The 24,960-nt window shown below is 40.1% G+C and carries 18 protein-coding genes; 11 read left to right on the top strand and 7 right to left on the bottom strand.

The genetic code is table 11. The annotated features are described in order from the left end of the window. Positions 1-200: 200 nt before the first annotated feature. The 4 genes from MSTHT_RS13145 to MSTHT_RS13130 all read left to right on the top strand — a co-directional run bounded on the left by MSTHT_RS13145 (position 201) and on the right by MSTHT_RS13130 (position 5,495). Positions 201-1,295, top strand: coding sequence for a glycosyltransferase family 2 protein (locus tag MSTHT_RS13145; protein WP_231588104.1), 1,095 nt, complete (start codon positions 201-203; stop codon positions 1,293-1,295). Then, the gene (locus MSTHT_RS13140) at positions 1,273-2,166 is read left to right on the top strand and encodes a lysylphosphatidylglycerol synthase transmembrane domain-containing protein (protein ID WP_048168171.1); all 894 of its coding nucleotides are present in this window, start codon (positions 1,273-1,275) and stop codon (positions 2,164-2,166) included. The genes MSTHT_RS13145 and MSTHT_RS13140 overlap by 23 nt, the downstream gene beginning before the upstream one ends. Positions 2,167-2,479: 313 nt before the next feature. After that, complete coding sequence (locus MSTHT_RS13135; protein WP_231588103.1) at positions 2,480-3,088, top strand: class I SAM-dependent methyltransferase; 609 nt, start codon at positions 2,480-2,482, stop codon at positions 3,086-3,088. Between the two features lie 787 nt (positions 3,089-3,875). Then, positions 3,876-5,495, top strand: a complete 1,620-nt coding sequence (locus MSTHT_RS13130) for a hypothetical protein (RefSeq protein ID WP_231588102.1) — start codon at positions 3,876-3,878, stop codon at positions 5,493-5,495. A gap of 56 nt (positions 5,496-5,551) precedes the next feature. Here the strand turns inward: MSTHT_RS13130 and MSTHT_RS13125 are convergent, their stop codons facing one another. From MSTHT_RS13125 to MSTHT_RS13100, 6 genes are read right to left on the bottom strand one after another with little or no spacing between them, the layout of a single operon-like run. Beyond that, positions 5,552-6,592, bottom strand: coding sequence for a glycosyltransferase family 4 protein (locus MSTHT_RS13125; protein ID WP_048168169.1), 1,041 nt, complete (start codon positions 6,590-6,592; stop codon positions 5,552-5,554). Next, positions 6,589-8,913, bottom strand: a complete 2,325-nt coding sequence (locus tag MSTHT_RS14650; protein ID WP_148704378.1) for a glycosyltransferase family 4 protein — start codon at positions 8,911-8,913, stop codon at positions 6,589-6,591. The genes MSTHT_RS13125 and MSTHT_RS14650 overlap by 4 nt, the downstream gene beginning before the upstream one ends. Positions 8,914-8,921: 8 nt before the next feature. Continuing rightward, entirely contained in the window at positions 8,922-10,265 is a 1,344-nt protein-coding gene (locus MSTHT_RS13825; protein ID WP_052721896.1) for a class I SAM-dependent methyltransferase, read from the bottom strand. Positions 10,266-10,270: 5 nt separating this feature from the next. Then, on the bottom strand, positions 10,271-11,521 hold the full coding sequence (locus tag MSTHT_RS13110; RefSeq protein WP_048168168.1) for an ABC transporter ATP-binding protein: 1,251 nt from the start codon (positions 11,519-11,521) through the stop codon (positions 10,271-10,273). Beyond that, complete coding sequence (locus MSTHT_RS13105; RefSeq protein ID WP_048168167.1) at positions 11,521-12,300, bottom strand: ABC transporter permease; 780 nt, start codon at positions 12,298-12,300, stop codon at positions 11,521-11,523. Before MSTHT_RS13105 ends, MSTHT_RS13110 begins: the two co-directional genes overlap by 1 nt. After that, a complete protein-coding gene (locus tag MSTHT_RS13100) occupies positions 12,269-13,369 on the bottom strand; it encodes a glycosyltransferase (protein ID WP_048168166.1) in 1,101 nt (366 codons plus the stop codon). Before MSTHT_RS13100 ends, MSTHT_RS13105 begins: the two co-directional genes overlap by 32 nt. A 741-nt stretch (positions 13,370-14,110) precedes the next feature. Here MSTHT_RS13100 and MSTHT_RS13095 point away from each other — a divergent pair. After that, the gene (locus MSTHT_RS13095; RefSeq protein ID WP_048168165.1) at positions 14,111-16,606 is read left to right on the top strand and encodes an oligosaccharyl transferase, archaeosortase A system-associated; all 2,496 of its coding nucleotides are present in this window, start codon (positions 14,111-14,113) and stop codon (positions 16,604-16,606) included. Between the two features lie 472 nt (positions 16,607-17,078). On the opposite strand, the gene MSTHT_RS13090 is transcribed toward MSTHT_RS13095, so the two are convergent. Continuing rightward, complete coding sequence (locus MSTHT_RS13090; protein WP_048168164.1) at positions 17,079-18,545, bottom strand: DHH family phosphoesterase; 1,467 nt, start codon at positions 18,543-18,545, stop codon at positions 17,079-17,081. 499 nt (positions 18,546-19,044) lie between these two features. Here MSTHT_RS13090 and MSTHT_RS13085 point away from each other — a divergent pair, with 499 nt between their 5' ends. The 6 genes from MSTHT_RS13085 (at position 19,045) to MSTHT_RS13060 (ending at position 24,870) form a co-directional block, all read left to right on the top strand. Further along, positions 19,045-20,553, top strand: coding sequence for a bifunctional ADP-dependent NAD(P)H-hydrate dehydratase/NAD(P)H-hydrate epimerase (locus MSTHT_RS13085; protein ID WP_048168163.1), 1,509 nt, complete (start codon positions 19,045-19,047; stop codon positions 20,551-20,553). A gap of 164 nt (positions 20,554-20,717) precedes the next feature. Beyond that, positions 20,718-20,903 carry a hypothetical protein gene (locus MSTHT_RS13080; RefSeq protein WP_048168162.1) on the top strand — a complete coding sequence of 62 codons (186 nt, stop codon included), beginning with the start codon at positions 20,718-20,720 and terminating at the stop codon, positions 20,901-20,903. 28 nt (positions 20,904-20,931) lie between these two features. After that, entirely contained in the window at positions 20,932-21,399 is a 468-nt protein-coding gene (gene moaC, locus MSTHT_RS13075) for a cyclic pyranopterin monophosphate synthase MoaC (protein WP_048168161.1), read from the top strand. 421 nt (positions 21,400-21,820) lie between these two features. After that, on the top strand, positions 21,821-22,672 hold the full coding sequence (locus MSTHT_RS13070; RefSeq protein WP_048168160.1) for a ribose-phosphate diphosphokinase: 852 nt from the start codon (positions 21,821-21,823) through the stop codon (positions 22,670-22,672). A gap of 61 nt (positions 22,673-22,733) precedes the next feature. Beyond that, a complete protein-coding gene (locus tag MSTHT_RS13065) occupies positions 22,734-23,447 on the top strand; it encodes a hypothetical protein (protein ID WP_048168159.1) in 714 nt (237 codons plus the stop codon). Positions 23,448-24,081: 634 nt separating this feature from the next. Further along, positions 24,082-24,870, top strand: coding sequence for a C15orf41 family protein (locus tag MSTHT_RS13060; RefSeq protein WP_048168158.1), 789 nt, complete (start codon positions 24,082-24,084; stop codon positions 24,868-24,870). Positions 24,871-24,960 lie beyond the last annotated feature (90 nt).

The following is a 24,960-nucleotide window of genomic DNA, read 5'->3' as shown; positions in this document are numbered from 1 at the left end:
GTTATTTACAGCAGTTTGGACAATTAAAAGCCTATCATATTTCAGATGCCACTTTGGAGCAATTATATCACTGATACTTTTCAAGTATGTGGAGGAAATGTTACAAAGGATTAAAACGAATATCCCATGTGTCAGTAAGCTAGATGGCTGTCTCAGGTTATTATGGCAGTCTGGACTATTAAAAACCTATCATATTTCAGATGCCAGTTGGGAGCAATTATATCATCGATACTTTTCAAGTATGTGGAGGAAATGTTACGTACGGTTCGAGAGGTCAATTAGAGAATCGAGGGATCTATACAATAGGATATCCAGCTTATTTTCCAGACGCTTATTCCATCCAGAATGATTACATATCGAACAAACTTGATCTCTCGATAATAATCCCGGTTTACAATGAAGAAGAAAACATACTTGAACTTTACGAAAAATTGTGCTGTGTTCTTTCGGTACTGGACAAAAGATATGAGATAATTTTTGTAGATGATGGCTCGACTGACAATACATTCGAGACAATAAAATCGATTCAGGACAGTAATATAAGAATTCTGAGGTTTCAGCGGAACTACGGAAAAGCTGCAGCTCTCTCTTGTGGGTTTAATAAATCGAGAGGAGAGTATGTTATTACTATGGATGGAGACCTGCAGGATGACCCCAAAGAAATTCCAAGATTCCTTGAGAAATTAAAAGAATTTGATATGGTTTCCGGCTGGAAAGTCAAAAGACAGGACCCCTTATCAAAAACTCTTCCCTCAAAATGCTTCAATAAATTAACCCGATTTATCACAGGAGTAAAAATTAATGATTTTAACTGCGGATACAAAGGATACCGAAGAGAGGTTGTAAAAAATATAAATTTATATGGAGAGTTTCATCGTTATATTCCAGCTCTAGCTCACTGGAAAGGTTATACTGTAGGGGAAATAGAAGTCGAGCATCATCCTAGAATCCACGGAAAATCGAAGTACGGAGCCGAAAGACTATTTAAAGGATTTCTTGACCTGATAACAGTCACTTTTTTAATGCTGTATAAAAAAAGGCCTCTGCATATGTTCGGCGGCATAGGCATGCTACTGGGTTTTTCAGGGATAATTATTTCTCTATACCTCTTCTCGCTATGGGTCACAGGTACAAGGATAGGGGATAGACCTCTTCTTATGCTGGGGATACTGCTTACAGTAATAGGAGCACAATTTATCTCCCTTGGATTGATCGGAGAACTGATTACAAACTCCAGAAACAATGATGACTATATTATAAAGTTTGATAGCCATGAACTGGAAAACGGCAGGTAAATTCATAGTTAGCCTGGGGCTGCTATGGTATCTTTTAAGTAAACTAGACGTAAAAGCCATTTATGAAGTTTTTACTGAAATGAATCTGGTTTTGCTTTCCTTTTCCCTGCCTCTTATAGTTCTCATGTACTTAATGAAAGCCAGAAAGTGGCAAACTTTGCTTAACTGCATAGATATCAGGATTCCGATTCTCCGATCTCTTGAAATCATTCTAATAGGCACATTTTACGGAGCTCTTACTCCGGGCAGGACAGGTGAAGTCTCAAGGGCTTTTTATCTGGACTCTGAGAAATCAAGAAGCATACCAACCATAATAATGGACCGGATAATAGACGTTATCTGCCTGATGTTTTTAAGTGTGCTTGCAATAGCTTTCTTTTTTAATGATAGGAATTTAATCTATCTCATGACATTTATCATGTCGCTTTCCGTTGTCGGAATAGTCATTATTACAAATGAAAAAGCAGTTACTCTGTTTTTTAGGATTTTTTTTAAGAATAAAGAACACAAGGAAAATTATATAAAAACAATGAGGGAAATCACTGAAAACAAAAGAGTTCTTTCCAAGGTTTTCTTATTAACTTTAGGATATTATCTGGTAAACCTGGTTGTATACTGGATAGTAATAAAATCATTAAGTCCGGCTTTAAATAATATTCTTACTTTTTCGCTGCCAATAATCGTAGTTCTAGGCAATTTCCCTATATCAATATCCGGATTTGGAATTCGAGAATTTGTAAGTGTCACAATCTTCAATCTGCTGGGCGAAAACTTAGCATACGGATTTTCCTGTCCTGTAATTCTTTATTTTTTAACATCCCTGTCCCCGGCACTTTTTGGATTCTTGCTCACTCTAAAAAAGCGATACTGAAAATCCGTATCCATTAATTATAAAAATAAAAAACTTACTTCAGGTGAATCATTAAGAATTATTAAAACAGGATCTGGGAATAAAACAAAATCGGGAAATAAAACAGGATCTGGAAATAAAACAAAATCGGGAAATAAAACAGGATCTGGAAATAAAACAAAATCGGGAAATAAAACAGGATCTAGAAATAACTATTAAAGTAATGTAACAAAGTACTACCTAAAAATAATTTATAATTTGCTGAAAGAAAACAAAGTAAAGAAACTGATATTATAGTCCAGGTAGGGTCAGATTGAATTCTGAGGGAGATAAAGTGGATCAGGCGGAGATACCGATCAACGAGAATTTTCAAAGTGGAAATTACAAAAAGTACAATTCCAAAAATCCACTGATGGGGATGGTTATATCAAATTTTATTGAAAATTTAAAAGCTACTGTAACTCCACTTGAGAATATAAACAGAATCATTGATATCGGCTGTGGGGAAGGATTTATCATTAACTGCCTTGACTTTTCTGATATTACAGGCGTGGATATCTCTAAAAGCGCACTTAAGCTTGCAAGGGATAAAAACCGGAATTTTAATTTGTGTGCAGGAAGCGTGTACGAACTTTCATTCAAAAACGACAGTTTTGACCTTGCTATAGCAACCGAGGTTCTTGAACATCTCGAAGAACCGGAAAGAGCTATTCAGGAAATCAGGAGGGTTTCAAGAAATTACTGTGTATTCAGCGTACCTAATGAGCCGTATTTCCGCATAATGAACTTCTTAAGAGGGAAGAATCTAACGCGGTTTGGGAATGATATCGAACACGTTCAGAACTGGAGTTCGAAAGAGTTTGTGGAATTACTAAGAAAGTATTTTAAAATTTTAGAGGTCCGAAAACCCTTCCCCTGGACAATGGTGCTGTGCAAGAAATAAAAACCAACGAGCACACTGGCAGGAAACCTGTGAGCTGGACATTATGAAGTTGGAATTGAAAAGAAAATTATCTTAATGAGCTAATTGAAAAGAAGTTACTTTAGAAATTATCTTAATTAGAACTAATTGAAAAGAACTACCTTAGAAATTATCTTAATTCGAGCTTAATTTCATGAGCAAAAACATAACAAAACTCAGAAAACAGGGGGGATATACTATAGAAATTAAGAAATTTATTGAGCCCAGAAAATTAAATTATAAAAATCTTAACAGGTTACATGATTATGGTTCGGTTTTAGCATTATATGTTTTTCTAACAGTTATATTTACCTACCCTGTTGCATTTAGGATAAAAACCGATATTCCGGGAATGGCTGGGGACTCTTTTCAGTGGATGAGAATATTATGGTATACAAAAATAGCTATATTCGAAACAAACTTAACAACTTTAACACACGACAATTTGCTTTTTTACCCGAATGGCATAGAATCAATGCCCTTCCCTTCAGCATTTAATCAAATAATGTACTTATTGCTATCTCCCTTTTTAGAGCTTCATGTCATTTATACCATTCTCTGGCTGCTAACATTTATTATAGGAGCATTCGGGTGTTACCTGCTTGTAAAATACCTTACAGGAAACAAATACGCTGCCTTTATTGCAGGGATTGTTTTTGCGTTCTCTCCTTATCATTTTTCAAGAGGCCTATATTTTTTTGGCGCAACTACAATCCAGTGGATCCCCTTTTGCGCTCTGTATCTTATAAAAACAGTTAAAGAGGGAGGAATGAAAAACCCTGTTATTGCAGGTGTATTTTTCATTCTCGTAGCAATGAGCGACCTGCAGTATATGGTATTTATGGGAATATTTGCAGGACTCGTACTTTTATATGATTTCTACTGGAATCTGGATCTGAATAAGGAGTTTTTTCGCTCAACAGGAGAAATAACAAAAAAGTATGCCGCTTTCGGGATAGTCAGCTTTTCAGGAATATTGCCTTTAACGTTCAATGAAATCCGGATCTCACTCTCAAGCCAGAATTTTTTGAAGCCGCATTACAGCGAAATTCTGAAGCTGTCAAATGATTTTATGAGTTTCTTTACCCCCTCCCATTTACATCCTTTCCTGGGTGATTTTACTCTAAATTTTTATTCAAAATTGCCTAGCTGGCTCCCTGAAAAAGTAAATTTCATAGGTTATGTCGTGCTTGGACTTTCCATATTTGCTGTTATAAAATTAAAAAAAAATCCTGATGTTAAATTCTGGCTATTTTCCACCCTTTTCTTCTCAGTAGTCAGTCTGGGACCAGTTCTGATGTTTAATGGAGAGCCGCTGCTCATCAATCAGGGTATAAATCTGCCCCTCCCTCACCAGATATTGTATCAAACTGTTCCATTTCTGGATAATTGTCGAACAGTTGGCAGATTTTTCGTAATTGCAACCCTTGGATTCGCTGTGCTTGTAGGGTATAGCCTCTCTGAACTGCTAAAACATAAAACCAGAAAAAAATCACTCCTTTTTACGGTGATAAGCTGCCTTATAATTCTTGAATACCTCTGTATCCCATATCCAACCTCTTCAGCGGATATTCCAGAGTTTTATCGCACCATTGGGAATGATAATGAAAACTACGCTTTACTTGAGCTTCCTGCAAATACAAATGGCGGATATATGAATTTTGCTTATCTATATTACCAGACTGTTCATAAAAAGCCATTGGTAGGCGGTTATGCTGCTAGATACCCTGAAAACGTAAATAGTTTCCAGCAAAATACTCCTTTTATCAGAGAACTGACATATGGCGGTCGGTACCACAATGACATTGTACGGGAAGACCTTGCAGAAAAAGGGGCTTCTATCCTTAACAAGTATAATATAAGATATGTTATTCTTCACCAGGATCAGTTATCTAGAGAGCAAATGGATTCTGCAAATAATTTACTGAAAAAAACACTTAATACCGAGCCTGAAGTATACCCAGAAGACGGGCTTGTAGTTTATCGTGTCCAGAAAGAGGAGGAGGAGAAACAGTTTCCTTCAATCGCTTTAAAAGATGGCTGGTATTCCCTGGAGGACTGGGGAGGTACGCCTACCCGCTGGATGTCAGATAATGCAACGCTGTCAATATATTCGGCTGAAGATAAAAACGCTACATTGAAATTCCAGACCTACAGTTTCCATCGTCCAAGAACACTGGAGATATATAGCGGAGAAGAGCTCCTGCACACACAGACTATAAACCCTGATTATGTTGCAGTATCAGCACCAGTATCCCTCAGGAAAGGAGAAAATACCATTCATTTCAATGTACGGGAAGGTTCGGAAAGACCCTGTGATATCCCTGAACTGAACAGTAATGACACCAGGGAATTGAGCATAATAGTCCAGAAAATAGAGCTCTTCTAAGTCTTTAATAGGAAAAAATAAAGATTTTAAGAGTTATCCAGAAGTAAATTAGAATTTTAGGATATCTCAGGAGTTTTTATAACCTCTGAGGCACTTAATTTTTTTGAGAATGCCTCAAAAATCTTCCTTAATTCTTCGTCAGTATTGAATAGAATATCATTGTCTTCAAGTTGTTCAGCCAATCCTCCAACATTGGAAGCAATGACTCTTTTGTTAAACAGTTTGGCTCTGCCCAGCACTCCAGAGCTCCAGATCTCCCTGTAAGGAATAAGTATTACATCACTGGCAGTGATCCAGGTATCAAAATCCTCATCTGACAGGAATTTTTCCTCAATGTGGATCTGAGGGTTATTAGCTGCCATACGTTTCAGTTCTTGAAGGTAGGAAGTATATGCGTCCCACTCGATCCTGATTGAACCTACTACGTAAAGATGCATTCTCCTATTGTTAATATTCTGGAACTCCCTAACAGCCCTATCATACCCTTTGTGTGGCTGAATAAATCCAATACACAGGAAAACTACAGCATTGGAAGGAATTCCAAGTTCTTGTCTTGCCTGAGACTGCGGAATATCTCTGAATTTGTAAAAATATGCATTTGGAGCTCTTATTTCGTAATTTTTTCCTGTTAAATCAAAATAATATTGCTTGAAGTCATCAACCTCTTTTTGAGTATGGAAAACGAGTTTGGGGCATAATCGCCACTTAATCGTTTCTAAAAACCGGGCTGTAGAGTGACTGTGTGTTCTTGGAAATTCGTGTACTATAACCTCAAGCTTTTTTCTCAGGAGCAGAAAGGTAAGGTAAAACGAAAGATGAGTGCATAAAATCCTAAAAAGGTTTTTTCGATTATACTCTTCGTAATAAAAGGATTCATGATATTGAATTATTACCTTGTCATAAAAGATTGCATACTTTAGAATTTTGAGAAGGTTTGCTCCCCCCTTCAAATTAAGTGTAAAGTCCCCTCCATTGCCTTCAAGAGAAATAACATCGACAACGTTGCCACCGTTTCTTAAGAACTTTACCATCTGATAGGCATAAGTCCCGATTCCACATTTTTTAGGCGGGTATGTCGAAACCATCAAATATTTCATTTTGAATTCTCCATCAGGTTAACTATTTTCTCACCTGCTGTCCTTGAAATATCACTCCAGTTATACTTTTCGGCGAGTAACCTTGCGTTTTTAGAGATTTTTTCCCGCAGAAGGGGATCATTAAGTAACATTTCAATCGAAGCCTGAAAGTCATTCAATTCAGCAATAACACCATTTTCAAGGTTGGTAAAACTTATTCCTCTTGAGCCTACAGGAGTGGTTATTACATTTAAGCCGGCAGCCAGGTAATCGAATACCTTGATGTTAGTCCCAGAGCCCTGGGTCACAGGATTCAGGGCAATGTCGGAAGATAATAAGATTTTTGATTTATCTTCAGAACTAACAACACCCATCAGGACTACGTTTTCTCCCAGTGAGTTTTTAATTTCGCTTTTGAGATTATCACACACACTTCCGACAAGAATGAAGGTTATGTTTTTGAGGGAAGGAGCGAGCTGTTTACAGATATATTCGGCTGCATCATCATTGGGTTTATAACCCCCACTGGCAAGAAAAACAGCCGTTACTTTTCCTTCAAAACCATAATGAGCTTTTAAAGCTTCTTTTTCATCAGAACTGATAGGAGCCACGCTGTCCACCGATGCTCCATTCGGAACCAGAAGGATTTTCTTGCTATCTATTCCATAGATTTCGGAAAAAGCTCTGAGATCTTCGTCTGAACAGACAAAAATCAGGTCAGAGTCATGCACAAGCTCTTTTTCAACCCTGTACACATTATTTACCAGATATCTGCCGACAATCGTGGAATTCAGGATTTCTTTCTTAATATTATATTCCAGATTGTGGGAATCGTAAATGAGCAGCGGTTTCTTGTCCAGGATTTTAATTTCTTCTTTCACATAAGGATATACCCAGGGATGTGATACTATAACAACGTCTGCTTCCCTGCAGAGTTCTGATAGTTTCTGCTGGTATCTGGGAGTGAACTTCATTAAAAGGGGAATTGTAACATCTAAAGTCGTTTTTCTGCCGCAAAGCCTGCTGAAGATTTTATCGATTGCTATGTGGGGAACGGTCATTGGCACAAGTGTCTCAGTAAAATTGTCGGCAAGTTTCTGTTCCCTTTCTTCAGGTCCCAGCCAGTCAAATGTACCAAGGTAAGTAATGTCAAAACGATCAGGATCAAAGTTCTTATAGAGTTGATAGATCCTGACTCTACCTCCGCCGATGGGTGGATCTAAAATCTGGTTATCCGTAACGACAACTTTTACTTTTTTTGAGGTCTCATGAAAAAAAAACTCGTTCTTCTCCAAAGGCTCAACAGCATCAGTTTTGTCTTCTGAAGAGAGGAGCCTGTTAATAACATTCTGCCAGGTGATCTCCTGAACAAGCTTATAACCTTCCTCACCCATTTTCCGGGCATGAGACGGGTTTTCAACTAAATAGTTTATCTTCATTGCAATTTCCCGGGGGTCAGGCTCAACAACAAACCCACTTAACCCGTCAATGACAATTCTTGCAGGTTCCCCGGAATCTGAACAGGTAATTACAGGTTTTTTGCTCTGGAAAGCCTCAATGGTTATCAGCCCATAATCTTCGTTAACTGGAACAAAAGGAACGACAAGAGACTTCGAATACAGGTCAACCAGCTGATCATCATTAATCCAGCCGATAAAAGAGATTCTCTTATCATGTTTTGCCAGTTGCCTGTAGTAAGCTTCATCTTCTCCCCTGCCCGAAATTATCAGCCTGATGTTACTTTTTACATACTTCATTGCATTGATTATAAGATCTGGCCGCTTCCACCGGTGCAAGCGTGTCGGAAAGAAAATGAACTTGCCTTCTTCCGGCTCTTTAAAATTCTCAATCTTTGGAGGATGATGAAGTACCTCAAAATTAACAGTTTTCCAGAAATCGTCCACTGCGATCATTCTTTCGTATACCGGAGCTCCATTGACAAAATGTTTTTTTATCCTAGACGGAGACAGCCCGTATTTATCAAATTCATGGATAAGCCGTCTCTGTTTTTTCTTTTCCCTATCCGAAGAGCTGAACTCCACATCAAACATATCATAAAAAACACGGATCGTATGCAGGAGGTATGAGACATGATTTCTGTGTCTGACCATGTATGTGGGTGCCTTTGTTGAGATAACAAGATCATAAGCATCAAGGTTCAGATAAAAACAATTAGAGTATGCTTCAAGAATTCCCTCAAAACAGGACTCATCTACAGGAACCGCTATATGGGCGACCGAGTGCCCTTCATTTTTGAGAGCCCCTACCAGACCTTCATAAAAGTTCTCAGCTCCACCTTTTTCTCCTGTAACATTCCGGGGAGTTACAACCGCGATCTTCATCTCTTCACCTATTTTTTGCCTATAACCGCATAGTCTTGCGGACCATACAGCCTGTAATTAAGAAGATCGATATTGTGGTTGTAAACTTCAACTGCTGCCTTTTCCCTTTCATTCATATCGTCCGAAGTTTGAATTTTCTTTAACCTCAATTCGTCCGTTACAGGTGAGATAAACTCAGTTTTAACATCTCTAAAACCTGAAGATTCAAACAGAAACTTAAGTGTCTCAGGGTGTACGGGTTTTATATGTGTAAGGTCTATGTAAAAGTTAGCAAAAGAGTAGAGTGACAGGGGATTTACGGTTTCGGCAAAGAGATAATACCCATAGTTTAATTTCTGGTAGCATAACCTCAATAGTTTTACAAGATAGGCGGGGTCAAGATGTTCAACAACCTGGTCAATAAAAATACCATCAAGAGACTTATCTGGAAGCTGCTCAAGATATGAGACCGCATCAACTTTTTGAACATCAAACCCTCTTGATAGACAATAACCGACCATATCATCGTCGATATCAATACCTTTTACTCCAATTCCCTCACCGTTTAGCAGTTCTAAAAATTCCCCTCTACCACATCCTATGTCCAGAACGTTTGAACAACCCCGGAAATATTCAAGGAATTGACTTTGTCTCTGCTTGATATCATCTCTTGATCCACGGAACTTTTCTTCAAAGAGAAAATAATTTAATGAGAGTCCTTCAGATTCAGAGGTAGCAGCTTTTTTGTCCGCGAACCTGTTATTATTCTCTATTTTCTCTGTCAGTAACCTGTTCAGCCACGCCTTGTTTTCAATATCAAGGTTTATAGAGGAAACAATTGAAGTTATTTCTCTGTTAATTTTTTCATAAACGTCAGACTTAACATTCAGAATTTCACTTTTGAATTCTCTGGAGATTTCAGACTTTAGTTTTGAATTTTCGGAGTAAATTTCATTATCTAACTCCGCAGAGAGCTGCGCAACTTTCTCATCGAGCGAAATAATCCTGTTGATGAGGCTTTCCAGTAAGTGAGCAAGGCTTTCGTTGAATTCATTTTGCTTTCGTATCGTGGGGTCGACATAACGCCTGACCTCTCCGTGAACCAGTTCCCTTCCTTTAATAAGGAACTTGCCTGAAATGGGGCGATGAGAAGTTATAAAATAGCTATTGTTCTCGATATTCCAGCTTGACTTAATATATTCAAGCTTCCTGTGAATACTATCTGAATCTAGAGTTTCGGGGATAGAAGGAAAGTAATCTCTATCTGTAGTTTTGCCTGCAGCACTTTTCTTTCTGCTGCGGATATCATTCTGGATTTTCTCCATTATTTCCTCAACATTTATCTCTTCTTCATAGATTTCAGATGTATCCATAGGTCTCACACCTTAAGTTCATATCTCCAGTTACAATCTACCTCGAAAATTCCGGCATTCCTGCTTACAGGAATAACATCAAAAGAATATTGCTTATCCAGCCAGTCATAAGGTTTCTGATCCCTTGTATGCACGGCTACTGTCAGCAAGAATCTTCCACTGAGCATGGGGATCCTTTCAATTTGCAGATCAAGATACCCTGAACCCTCAATGTAATCAATAGTTAGGTTTTTAAGTTCGGTATTTGTACCGAAAAGATGGTCACCCTTTTCCGAATACAGAGCAATTCCGAACACAGGATCTGCTATTCTCTGATTGGCTTTGTAATGTATCCTGATTATCATTGGATCAAAGGAGTTAAAACGAGTGTTCTTATTGCCGAATTTGTCGTAAAACTCTACGGAAGTAATTTCAACCTTCCGGCTGCCCCAGCGATTTGATTTATTGTTTTCCCCTTCTTCAGAAAGATCTGTTTCAGTTTCGGCTAATGGAACCTGAGATGCTTCAACCGCCTCTTCACTTTCCTTTTTGCTACCACCATATACGTATTTGTCAATAACATCTCCTGTGTCCCCTAGAGCTACCTGCATTCCTTTATGGAGAAGGAGAGTTTTGTCACAGAACCTTCTTACAGCACCCAGGTCATGGGAAACGAAAACTATTGTCACTCCTTCTTTTCTATACTGATTAAGCACATCGAGACATTTCTGCTGGAATTCCATATCTCCTACAGCCAGCACCTCGTCCATCAAAAGCACTTCAGGGTCAGTCTGAATCGCTGTGGAAAAAGCTAATCTAACTTGCATGCCTGAAGAGAAATTTTTCAGTTTGGTATCCCTAAACTTCTCAAGCCCTGCAAACTCAAGCACATCATCAAGTTTACTTTCAATTTCTCGCTTTGAGATCCCCATGATGGTTGCATAAGTCCTTACATTTTCAGATGCCGTAAAATTTGGCTGAAAACCTACCCCCAGTTCAAGGAAAGGAGTGATTTTCTTATGCACCTTTACGCGCCCTCGTGTAGGACGTAAAATGTTTGCTATGATTTTCAACAGGGTACTCTTACCACTGCCATTTTCTCCGATAATTCCAAGAGCTTCCCCTTCATCTACCGTAAAGTTGATGTCGTTTAGAGCATGGAAAGTCTCGTATTGCGGAGGTCTAAAAGCCCCTACAAGAGACTCAAATACAGTATTTCTTTTTTCATGAGGTATTTTAAAAATTTTGTGAAGATGCTCGACTTCAATCACATGCATCAAATTTCCTCCGCAAAGCCTGGTTCCAGTTTGGAAAAGACGACATAACCTATTATGAGGAATAATATTGATGAGGCGAACATAAACAGGAGGTCTTCAAAACGTGCCGGTGTGGAATAGATTACAGTATTCCGTGCAGATATTATTATCCGTGACATCGGGTTAAGAAGAACAATTTTTTGCATAGTTTCGGGCAGGAAGTCCAGGCTATACAGGATAGGGGTTGCAAAGAAGCCTGCCTGCATAAGTACATCCCAGATAAACTGAACGTCTCTATAGTAAACATTGAGCGCTGAGAGTGCCAAGGAAACTCCCAGAGCAAGAGTGAAAAGGGAAATTAGGATCAAAGGTGCATATAATATATTAAGAGATAAAGGAACCCTGAAAAACGCCATAAATATGAAAAACACAAAGGATTCAAAGATACTCATAAGTAGAGCTGTGATGCAGGAGGAGATTACAAAAATATCTCTTGGGAAATAGATTTTTTTAACCATATCCGGTCTCCCCACTATAGAAAACAATCCGATATTTGTAGACCTGCTCAGGAAGTTCCATAAGATTATGCCCATTAACAGAAATAGCTGATAATACTCTACCTGAACTTTCATGAGATTGGAAAATACAAAGTACATCACTGTTAGCATTAAAAGAGGTTCAAGAAGGGACCAGAAGTACCCCAGTATGGAGTTTTTATATCGGAGTTTGAATTCTCCCCAGGATAATTTCCAGATTAACTCCCGATATTTATACAACTCGCTTAAATGTTTCAGGATCATCACAAATCACATTTTTTATTTTTTTAGTAAAAATGGAAATATCAAATTCTTTCGCTCTGTTGAAACATGCATCCTGATATGAGTTAGGGCTGCGAGATATGAATTTAACAGCTTCTATGACACTGTGTACATCTGCGTTTATAAAGATCCCTGTTCTTTCGGTTACTGTTTCCTTGAATCCCCCTTCGTTTACGGCTATTACGGGTTTTCCGCTTGCCATAGCCTCCACAGGTGTCATCCCGAAATCCTCATCCATAGCAGTGCAGATAATGCCTTTACAGCGGGAGTAAGCATCAAGCAGTTCAGCCTCCGAAATCTCACCCAGAACTTTTACATTCTGTGGTAAATTCTTGACTATATTTTCCGCATAACTTTTTGCATGATCGCCTTTAGAGTAACCTCCAACTATTATCAGTTTTTCATCTGGCATTTTTCTGAATGCCTCAATCTGAATTTCCACTCTTTTCTCAGGGTAAAGGCGGTTTACTGATAGCCAGAAATCTCCATATTCTTTGCAGGTGAACTTTGAGACGTCCACTGGAGGATAAATAACCAGAGAGTCCCTCTTAAAGTATTTTTTGATTCTTTTTGACGTATTCTTTGAGTTAGTCACAATTTTACAAACGTAAGAAAGGTAATATTCCGAAATTGGTCTGTGAAGCCAGACCCAGATCCGGAAAAAGATCGAAATTAATAGGGACTGTCTGCTGAGAAAGGTATCGTAGAGATCATAGAAAGCCCTTGTAGGAGTGTGGCAGTAGTACAGGTTAGGCTTATGTTTTTTTGCTGCAAAGTGTGCCCAGTTGCCTGAAAAGATGAAGAAATCATATTCTTTTGAAAAGTCACAGGTTGCAAAATAAAAAGATGCGGAGATTTGCTTCAGAGGGGGCACTTTTGGGGTCTCTCCCAGGCTGATTATGCGCACATCAGAGTAGCCCATCTTTTTTACGGATTCCATGTTTAGGTCAGTAGTGATAACATCGGCATTGAGAGATTTTGCCAGCATGAGCACCAGTTTCTCTCCACCACCAATTGCTCCGAAATAATCATGAAATATGGCTACTCTCATCGTTTTCTCACTTGTTTCAGGGTTTTAGACAGGTTAAGAGGCTGCCGGTTATCGAATCTAGATGCAAATTCCAGCGCAGTGGAAAAACATAAGTATCTGGTTTTTCTAACGTGCAGGGTTCCGATTTTATCCATTAACCAGTAGTATCAGGGGCTTCAGTAAGTGATACCAGACTCTTCTGTTAGTTGTTAGTATGCTAGCTGTTAGTACGCTATCTATTAGTGTGTTAGCTGTTAGTAGTTGAGCTTTTTACTTGTGATATCTGGTTTTAAATCCTTCTATTTGTGGTACAGATTGATTCAGATCTTTTTATTGATCGTATCAGAGATTTTTATAATAGTATCAAATCTGTTATTATTAATATCAGAGCTTTTATTAGTAATACTACAATGTTTACTGGTAGCATTAATTCCTGTCAAATACAGATTTTCCACATATTATCAGGTCTTCCACCAGTAATTCAGATATTCCACCAGTAATAACACTAGATCTTCCAAGAGTAATAACGGATATTTTCGCGGTCTCAGAAATTCATTAAGCTCAACGGTTATAAGTATATTGAAAATTTCATATCAACATTATGAGAGGTATATATAACACTTGCCAGATGAAGCTGTAAATCAGGAGTACTCACCTCTTCATCTAGGTTAGACAACCTTAAAGTTATTATATTAATTCAGTACTATCAAAGATTAATTCACTTAAAAGTACAATAACGCAAACTGATAAAAATTAAGAGAGATGGTTACAACGAACAAAGGCATGAGATGTCCGGCGGTAAAACGGCCAGCGAATAATTTAAAATTCAGTATTATTGCTCTGACTGCAGTTGTGATAGTTGCTTTTCTCATGCGCATGCTGTCATACACCTCAGTCACTGCAAATGGAAGCATAACTTTCAATGGATATGATGACTTCTACCATATGCGGCGCATTTTATATACAGCTTCCAATTTTCCCCATTCCCTTAATTTCGATTCTTACATAAATTACCCTCAGGGCTTTGAGGTTGGGTGGCCGCCTCTTTTTGACCTGTTAGGCGCTCTGCTTGCAATTATCCTTGGAGGGGGACAGCCGGATTTGTATACCATCGAATTCGCAGGAGCCCTGCTGCCCTTACTTCTGGGAATTCTGACAATAATTCCTTTATATTTTGTAACTAGCTCGGTATTTGACAGAAGAACCGCGCTTCTCGCAGCTTTCATTTTTGCAGTGCTTCCAGCACATGTATACATATCACGCTTTGGAGCGGTTGACCATCATGTAGCGGAGACGCTTCTATCTACTTCAGCTTATGCATTCTTCATATTTGCCTTAAAACGGGCAGGTGAAGGACCTCTCTCCCTGACATCTCTTAAAAACATCTCTTCCGATAAGAAACATATTAAAACGCTGGCTTCCGCAGCAGCATCCGGGCTTTTCTTAGCACTACTGATTTTCACATGGATAGGAGCTCCGGTTTTTGTGAGTTTTATTGTGCTTTATGCATTCATACAAACCACACTCGACCTAAGAGTTGGGAAAAGTTCCGATTATCTTCTTATCTGCACCATTACAAGCCTTCTTGCAACACTTCTCTTTACCATTCCTCTTGTAGCAGGGTCTGTGCGCCCGGGCCTTGAGATGAGCGCAATGTACCTTTCCTGGTTCCAGGTACTCTATGTATTGAGCCTAGTGGCAGGAACCCTAATCCTCTGGGGTTTTTCCTCATATATCTCGAAAAAGGATCTGGACTGGAAATATTATCCAGCCGTCTTGATACTGATCTCAGGGTTAGGGCTTCTCTCCCTCAGGATTCTTTCTGCCGAATACTATGCTTTCATAATTGAGGGGATGAGGTTCTTCCTAGGAAAAGGTGAATACATAAGCACGATTGTTGAAGCTGTGCCATTATTTTTAACCGCACAGGGAAAGCTTACCTTTTCACCAGTACTATCAAGCCTGGGACTTTGCTTCCTTGCAGCTCTGGGAGGATTTTTCCTGCTTTGCCTTGAGTGGAGAGGAGAGAAATCAAAGCCTGAAGGGATATTTTTCCTCTTATGGTCAATTTTCTTTGCATATTTAGCAATCTCCCAGAGGCGCTTTACCTATCTGTTCGCAATAAACGTTTCAATTCTTACCGCGTACTTCCTCTGGGTATTACTCGAGTCCTTTGACTTTGAGGCTGAACTAAGGAAACTGATCAAATCAGGACCAATAACCTCAAAGAACTCCACGTCTGCGCTTAAAGTGGAGAAAGAAACAAAGTCAAAGAAAAAATCAAAACAGAAAATAAGCAATACATCAGGCTCGAAAAAGGACCAGCAGCCCGATTACTTCAAAATTGTCTCATCAGTGGCACTGATAGGGCTTGTATTTGTACCCTGTATATGGGCAGGGTTTGCTTTTGCAAAAGAAGGAGGATCGGTTGATCCCGAGTGGAAAGAAGCTCTCACCTGGCTTGAAGCCTCAAGCCCTGAGACTTCTAATTACCTTGAGCCTTCTGAAACTCCCGAGTACAGTGTTTTGAGCTGGTGGGACTATGGAAACTGGATTGTTTACCTGGCAAAAAGACCTGTCGTTTCAAACAATTTCCAAACCGGCATACAGGACTCAGCGCATTTCTTCACAACCGACTCCGAAGAAGAAGCAAAGGCAATTATGGAAAAGCTCAATGTAAAGTACGTAATAACCGACAAACAGATGGCGAGCGGCAAGTTTGGAGCTATTGTTGAGCTTGCAGGCAAGGATATTGAACAATACTTTAAAATTGAGACTATCAAAGGGAAAACTGGTCTTGAGACCGTTGCAACAGCTAAAGATGAATTCAAGAATACCGAAATATACAAACTTCATGAACTCGACGGATCAAATCTTGGAAACCTGAGGCTTATCCATGAAAGTTCTATCCCTGAGGAAAAGGGCGGCAAGAAGAATGATGTAAAGATATTCGAATTCGTCCCAGGAGCTAAGCTCTCAGGTACTGCAAGCCCGGGACAGAACGTTACTGCCACCCTTATGCTCAACTCGAACACAGGCAGGGAATTCACTTATCAGAACACAGCAGTGTCAGATAAAAACGGTTTATTTGAAATAACCGTACCTTACTCAACCGAAAATACAGCACATGGAGTTAGGGCTGTATCGGCTTATTCCGTGAGTGCAGGAGGAAATGCCACAGTCTCAGGAATCCAGGTAACGGAAGAGGATGTCCTGAACGGGAACCAAGTAGAAGTGAAAAACCTGGAGATGAATTGACATCCCCTGAACCTGACTTTTAAGTCTGAAATCAGGGAGATAAAAAGTTTACAAACACTGGTGCTTTAGAAAATTAGAAAATTTACAAAAGATCGGAAATTCAAAAAAGTTGGGTATTTAAAAGAATAAAGAGACTTAAAAAAGTTAGGAAACTTAAAGAAATTAGAAGTATTAAAAGCACTAAAAAATGAATGGAGGAAGAAGCTATTTTCCCCATTCTCCGATCTCTTTTATTCTTTATTTTTATTCTTACTGTCTTGTATTTATTCTTCTTTTCGCTTCTTCCTTTACTATCCTGTATTCTTTATTTTCTATCATTTCTTCCTTTACTATCCTTTTTTCTATCTTTTCTTATCGTTTCTTCCTTTACTATTGTATTCTATCTTTTTCTTATTGTTTCCTTCTGAAGGGGATTTCAATGTCTTGAGAGGATGATTTCAATTGTGATCCATCTATTAAAATCTTGAAAACCTTACTCTCCCGTACTTTCGACTCCAACTGCACTCAGGAACCTTTTGACAACGGCTTCATTAACCAGCCTCAGTAAGGTCTGCCGGTCTTTCGTAGCACTGAAAACCCCAAGGGGAATCTGGGCTCCCGCTGCGTTTGCGTGCCCACCTGCATCTTCACCGAAAGCCTGGCGCATGACTTCACCCAGATTAATCCTGATATCATTACTGCGCCCGGAAATATAGATACGGTCTTCAGTGACCCCGAAAACTACAGTTGTAGAAATTCCCTCAAGGCTCAAAAGGTAATCTGCAGCCTGTGGGAGGGTATCCCTATCCCGTATATTGCCGACATTTGAAAGAAGATAACTTCCCAACACCTGCCGGTTCCTGATGGCTTCTCCAAGCACATCAAGGGTTTCGATAGACATTGAGGGCTGCTCAAGCTGGTCCAGAATTCCGTGATTCGAAAGGGGGTAAAGGTACGAAGCAGCTGAAAGGTCTGCAGGGTCGGTCTTCCGCTTGAAATCCTGGGTGTCAGTCCGAATCCCATAGAGCAGGGCTGTTGCAAGGGTTTTGGAAATATTGATATTGAGCTGCTGCAAGTACTTTGTCATTATAGTAGCAGTTGCCCCGAAATTCGGCCGGATATCTATATACTCAGCTTTTATCTCGGCATCCCCGGGTGGGTGATGGTCAATAACAACGCCCACATAGGTATTTGGGGGAACCATATTATTAACGCCGGGAACCGAGCAGTCTATCAGGGCGATCTCATCGAAGTCTTTCAGGTCGTACTCTTCCATCTTACCGAGGTCAATCCCGAGCAGATTTAAAAAGGCTTTGTTTTCCTGATGCCCAATCCTGCCGTGGTAGAGGATGCTTGCTTCGACCCCGAGAGTCTTTGCAATCTCTTTCAGGGCAAGTCCACTTGAAATAGCATCCGGATCGGGATTATCATGAATAACAATGGCAAGTTTTTTATCCCTTATCCCTTTTAGCCACCGTGCAAGCCTGTTGCCCCTGTGAACCGACTCGGCTCTCTCGAGGGTACGGGAAAGGGAAGTCGCAACAAGCTTGGAAGGCATAAAGACATAATCTGCCCCGAGATCTTCCATTTTTTCTTTGTTAATAATGTCCGAAGCTCTGGAAAAAAGCTGAACGTCGGGGCTAACTACCATTTTGAAATTTTCGATGCCCTTCCTGTTCGCCTCATTATTGGAAGTCAGGAAAAGTATAGCAACAACGTTCTTAAGATCAATCTTATCGACGAGCTCAGGATCAGAGATATCGCCTACAATAGCCTCAAAGCCTTCCTCCCTGAGAGTTTCAACCTTAGCTTCGTCTTTATCAACGATGATTACGAGCTTATTGCTTTCCCTAAGCTCTTTCGCAAGCGCAAAACCAACACTTCCACTGCCCAGAACAAGGTATCTGGGCTTGACTGTATTTTTAAGATTGCTATCCGCATCCTTTGAAAAATTAGGCAAAAATAGTCCTCCATGCTTTTATATAAGTCCAGACACGTGCAAAGGAAAGCAAACATTTGATCAGAATCTTGCCTGTTCACGTTTTATTACAGTTAATTAACTCTAAGAGTAGCTGTAGTTTCAGACCATTTCCTGATGGGAATTACTCTTACAAAGTTTAGTTTACAAATCATCTCTTTATGAATCATTCTTATATGTTTTTATAAATTATTCTTACACAGATTATACTCAATGAATCATACTCATAAGAAATTAATAACGTTTTTTACGGAAAACTAAGTAATTTCATATTATGTAATAACGGGATGTAATGTATATAGCTGATGATATCAGATAGGTTTCCTTGGTCTAAAAATACAAAGTAAATTACCTAAATTATTCTAGAGATATATAATAATTTCTATGGCAGTATATAAGCCAGGAATTAAGGCTTGCGGAAATCCTCAGAAGGTTAACAGGTAACAGGATACCTGATTAAATAAGCAGGCAGGTAACTACTATGAAGTGCATCAGTTCTCTGAGAATGAAAGCAATAGACAGAAATTGTGAGTATCTTGGACTTCTACCTATACAGTTAATGGAGAATGCAGGTGCCGCTATTGCACAGAGTGTCCGGGAAAAGCTTGGAAGCGGCAGGGTACTTTTTATCGCAGGTAGGGGTAACAACGGAGGGGACGCTTTTGTTGCCGCCAGGCATCTCGCAGGCTCTTCAGGTTATATAGTAAAGTTAATCCTGCTGGGAAAAGCCAGAGATATCGGAACAAAAGAAGCTTTTCACAACTTCTCCCTGCTGAAGTTCAGCCGCGTAGAAGTGATTGAAATAACGGATTCGAGCCAGTTTGAAGCAGAGGCTTCGGACTGGTACTCAGAGGCTGACCTGCTTGTAGACGCTATATTCGGAACCGGGATAAAAGGAAAGATAAAAGAACCCGAATCCACTGCTATTGATTATATAAACCGGGAAGGAAGAGCCGGAAAAAAAATAATCTCGATTGATATACCCTCAGGACTTGACCCTGACGGTGGAAGCTTTGAGAAAGCCGTGCATGCAGGACTTACAGTCACTTTTCACCGTATGAAAACAGGGCTCATGAGCGAGAAGGCAAAAGAGTACACTGGAATTATAAGGGTTGCCGAGATAGGAATTTCTGCCGACGCCGAACAATATGTTGGTCCAGGGGATCTGATGACACTCCGCAGGCGGGAATCCTCAGGGCATAAAGGTGATTCCGGAAGAATCCTTGTTATTGGAGGCGGTCCGTACTCGGGCGCTCCTGCACTTGCGGCTCTTGCAGCCCTTAAAGCTGGGGCAGATCTTGTAACCGCAGCAGTCCCAGCAAATGTAGCAGAAATCGTGGCATCTTATTCTCCGAACCTGATTGTCCGAAAACTTTCTTCGAATATTCTCTGCCCTGAGGATGTCTCAATCCTCCTGGACCTCATAAATTCCCATAATGTAGTCGTGATGGGGATGGGATTAGGAAGAGCACCTGAAACCCTGGAAACCGTCCGGAAAATCCTTCCCTTTTGCAGGAAAGCAGTCCTGGATGCTGATGCTCTTGCAGCCCTATCAGACACTGTCTTTGAAAGCCTTGCAGGCAACTGTGATTTGATAATAACCCCGCACGCAGGAGAGTTTGCCCTCTTGAGGGATATGAAAACCCCTGAAAATCAGGATTCCCGCATTAAAGCTGTCAGGGAATTCTCGGAGAAAAAAGGGGTTGTAACACTTCTAAAAGGAAAAATCGACATAATTTCGGATGGGAAACAGACCCTGCTGAACAGGACAGGAAATACAGGCATGACAGTTGGAGGCACAGGTGATGTCCTGGCAGGGCTCACAGGATCACTATTTTCCAGAAATCCCGCGTTTCTTGCGGCTGCCTGCGCAGCGTACATTAATGGAGCAGCCGGGGATCTTGCTTTTGAGAAAGCAGGCAATGGGCTGCTTGCAACAGATATTCTGGAAAAAATCCCCGAAATAATTAAAGAAGCTGATATTGGATAAAAAGATTAAAAACAAGCTTTAAAGATATCATTCTGATACTGAAAATGCTGTATTACAATCAATTTATCGCTGCAGATTATCTAAAGGTAGAATTAATTTAACACTGAGATTTAAAAATCCAATTAAAATATTCTAATGTACGTGGGATAGGGAGGCGTTTTTGCATGGTTCAGGAAATTGGAAGAAAAATCGAGCTGGAAATTGAAAGAAACCGGATAAGAATTAATATTTTTCATGGAGAAGATGAACAGGTCATAAAACTTAACCTTGAAGAAGCCAGAGAACTTGTAAATAAGCTGGAAAAATTAATCGAAGACTATTCAAAGAGAAAACAGATCAGAATTGACTGATCCAGGATTATAAAAACACGGTGATTAGGTGGAAAAGCAGTTTACTCACATTGAATTCGGCAGAGCGCGTATGGTAGACATTAGCGAAAAGCGCGAAATTCCAAGACTGGCTCGAGCTGCTGGGGAAATTATGCTTTCCAGGGGAACCATAGAGAAGATAAAAACCGGAACGGTGGAAAAGGGCAATGTGCTTGCAACTGCTCGAGTTGCAGCTGTGCTTGCGGTTAAAAAGACACCAGAGATAATCCCAATGTGCCACCAGATTCCAATCACAGCCATAGATGTGGATTTTGAAATCGGGGAAGAAATAATTTCGGCTGTAGTTGAGGTCAGGACTGTCGGGAAAACAGGGGTTGAGATGGAAGCTCTTACAGGGGTTTCGGCAGCTTTGCTGACTATATGGGACATGGTGAAATCGGCGGAAAAAGATGAAAGTGGGAATTACCCCAATACTTCAATACAGAATATTCGGGTGCTCGAAAAGCTTAAAGGGTGAACTTTTGTAACTGCTAAGCCTACTGAAGATGAATCAACTGATACTGATATTTTCAGGCTTACTGTCAAAATTCTCAATTTTTGATAATTGCATTTGCAACAGCCCGAATCTGATCCAGAGCTATTCCAAATTCTTTTGTTGCTTCTTCAAAATTCGCTTATAAAAACAGTTAAATGGCAAATTCTTAACTTAGATTGCTAGTAATTTACAATTTTACAATAATAATTATAATTAGTATTATAGCTGAGAATATTGCGTTGATATATTTGACCTTAGCTTACAACCAGTTATTCTTAATTTTTTAAGAGCTATTATGAACAATCCTTAATTATAGACTTAATTGTAAATGCCAGGGTAAGCCCATAAAAAATAAGCTTTTTAAAGGATAGGATATATCAAGACGGCAGACTGAGGTATTATCTTGAAGATCATAGGTGGACCAGCATCACAATTACTAGCCAGCCGCACTGCCCGAGCTTTAGGGACAGAGCCTGTGCTCTGCGAGTTTAATCGCTTCCCTGATGGGGAACTTTACCTCCGAATCGCAGAAGAAACCGAAAACGAGCGCGTGACCCTTATCCAGAGCACGCCCACCGACTCGGATCTTGTTTCCCTGCTCCAGCTTATTGATGCCTGTGAAGGCGCAAGTGAACTCAATGTTGTAATTCCTTACATGGGATACGCCAGACAGGATAAGAGATTCAAACCCGGAGAGCCGATCAGTGCTCGCGCAGTCGCCCGCTGCATCAACGCTGACCGAATTTTTACCATAAATATCCATGAAAAAAGCGTGCTTAAACACTTCCCCAGCCCTGCGGAAAACCTTGATGCAGCTAAACTGGTAGGGGAGTATATTGCAGGGCTTGGCCTGGAAAATCCTCTTCTGCTCGCTCCTGATTCCGGAGCCGAAGGACTTATAAAGAATGTCTCTTCAGGGCTGGGCTTTGAGTATGACCATCTTGAGAAAACAAGGCTAAGCGGGGATACGGTTGTAATCAAGACAAAGAATCTCGATGTCACAGGCAGGCGTGTTGTCCTTGTAGATGATATGATTGCAACAGGCGGAACAATGGCAGAATCCATCAAAATGCTCAAAAATCAGGGAGCAGAAGATGTTTATATTGCTTGCATACATCCCGTACTTGCAAGGAATGCAGCTTTAAGGCTCTTCAATGCAGGAGTAAAGGATATAATCGGAACCGATACCCTTGAGAGAGCCGAGAGCAGGTTGAGTGTTGCCCCCCTGATTGCAGACGCCCTCAAAGGGCTCTGATAAAGATACTTCAATTTTTATTATCGTTAACTATTTTTTATATTCTGCTATTGTTAGTAGTATGACCCTTCCAGAAGTTTGCCCTCTTGATGAAACCCAGACATGTAAAGGGCGGGAGTGCCATCTCTTCTGTCTTGAATGGAGAACGAGAGAACCCAACTGCCTTATAGGTTACGGCACAACAAGTAAAATTAAATCCGGGAAAGTAGACCGCAACAGGGATACCTATGCTGAAGATACTTTCCGCAAATTAGGAAGGCAGCCCCTTTCTAAAAGAAGAAAGAATGTCTCTGAAAAAGGGGATTGGATCCCCAGAAGGCTTGCAGAGGAACCTGCAAAAAGACCTGCAGAGAGAAAAGAAGCAAGCCTTACTCAGAGCCAGGAGTTCCAAGAGATTATTACAAAAATTCCTGAGGGATCCAAGAAAACCCACGATGAAAGACTTAGAGAAAGATATAATGCCAGTGAAATCGAAAAAACCTCCAGGCTGGAATCCTCCAGATTGAGAGAAGAGCCGGCAGAACAGAACCCTATCATCTGTGCAAGAACACAGCCAAGAATCCAGGAAAAACCGAGAATCCCGGAAAAAGTCATCTCAAGGGATAAGCACACAACAATCTTTACACCCTTTGATACCGATAAAAAAGATAACTCTTACCTGCCAAGGAGAGAAGAAGCAAAAAAGCCCCCTGAGAACAGGGAAAAACGTAAGAAGCTTGATAAAGTGATAGAAATAGACCTTCCTGACACTTACGAGGAGGATTTCTGGAGTTAAACAAAAACACTAGCCATAAACCTTTTGAAAAAAGGATTGACTCAACCAGCATTATCAAATGGGACAACGCAAGGTTTTTCAAAAACCTCCGCACTGATACCCTTGCACCGGTTTATCACTAGCGATTGCGCCGCAATCCTTTTATGAGAATGTTTAACCGAAGCCGTTGCGTCGCTTGACCACGCCTTTGCTCGGGGTTTTCGCTCAAGCCTTTTTTCAAAAGGCTTGTGATCAAACTTTTTCTGAAAAAGTTTGCGGTTAAGCTTTTTTTTGCAAAAAGGTTGTAAAAAAGCTTATAAAAGATTTGTTTAGTTAACTATACTCCAGCCGGAAAAATAACCCCGGACATACAGGCAGAAATTCTGGAAAAAGGAATTTACCCGCGAAGAAGAGACATCTTCTTATCCTCTTCATTCTGGCATACGAAATAAGTTGGCATTATTTTGTCAAGTCATCGACTGTTCAGGGTTTTAAGGCATTGATTATGATTATAAACTATGAGCATAGAAAGAATATATGAGGAAAATCAACTGAGCGCCTGAGAGACTTTTGATATCGTAAGATTTTCATCTTTTATGTGCTTATTTTAATTTTACCTGCACGGGAAAAACAAAAAGAGATTTGATGATTCAGGATGGACCGCCAGACATATAAGGAAATATACAATTCACTGCATGACTTTAAAGATGTTTTCCGCCTTTCGGAAGAATACTCTAAACCTGTTGGAGTGATTGCAACAATTCTCAACCAGAAAGTTGTGAAAAAGACGAGATTCAAACACAGGAAAATTTATTCCAGAGAAAATGAGCTTTTTTTAAAATGGAAACAGGGACGTACCATTCTTGATCTCGCAGAATACACAGGCTTTCCTCCGACCCTCATGGCCTCGCTTATTATGAAAAAATGTGAAATTTCCAAGAAAAATATAAACCGGTTTTTTAAACATGTAGATTTAATCGAAAATCGTCGCCTTAGAAGGGAAGTCAAAAGAGCCCTGGAAGCCGATCATTTCTTTTCCCCTCATGCTCATGAGATGCAGTGTAAAAAAGGCGAGATGGGAGAAGCACTCATCCAGAAATGGCTCGATGATAGGGGAATTCCGTATTGCACCGAAGCAGAGATTCGGGCTAAAGGAGAAGGCAAGACCCCAGATTTTGTGCTTTCAGACCCTGTATGCATAGACAACCTCATGGTCAACTGGATTGAAAGCAAAGCCTTATTTGGGGATGACTTCGAACACGAGCATTATTCGAAGAAGCAGTTTAGAGAATATGCCGAAATCTTCGGGGAAGGTATGGTTGTTTACTGGTACGGGTATCTCGAAGACCTCCCTGCAGAGGGTTACCTCGTAAAGAACTACAGCTTTTTTGAGGAATATAAAGAAGAAATTGATGAGCTTTTTAATTATCTGGTATACTGGTAAACAGCCGGTATGCGCAGTCAGCGTGATCGACCAGCGCAACTGTTTCGATCAAGTCTTTTCGTAAAAGAGCTGCAACGCAATGGTTTCGGT

Source organism: Methanosarcina thermophila TM-1, from assembly GCF_000969885.1.
Taxonomy (GTDB): domain Archaea; phylum Halobacteriota; class Methanosarcinia; order Methanosarcinales; family Methanosarcinaceae; genus Methanosarcina; species Methanosarcina thermophila.
This window is presented reverse-complemented; position numbering and strand designations above follow the sequence as displayed.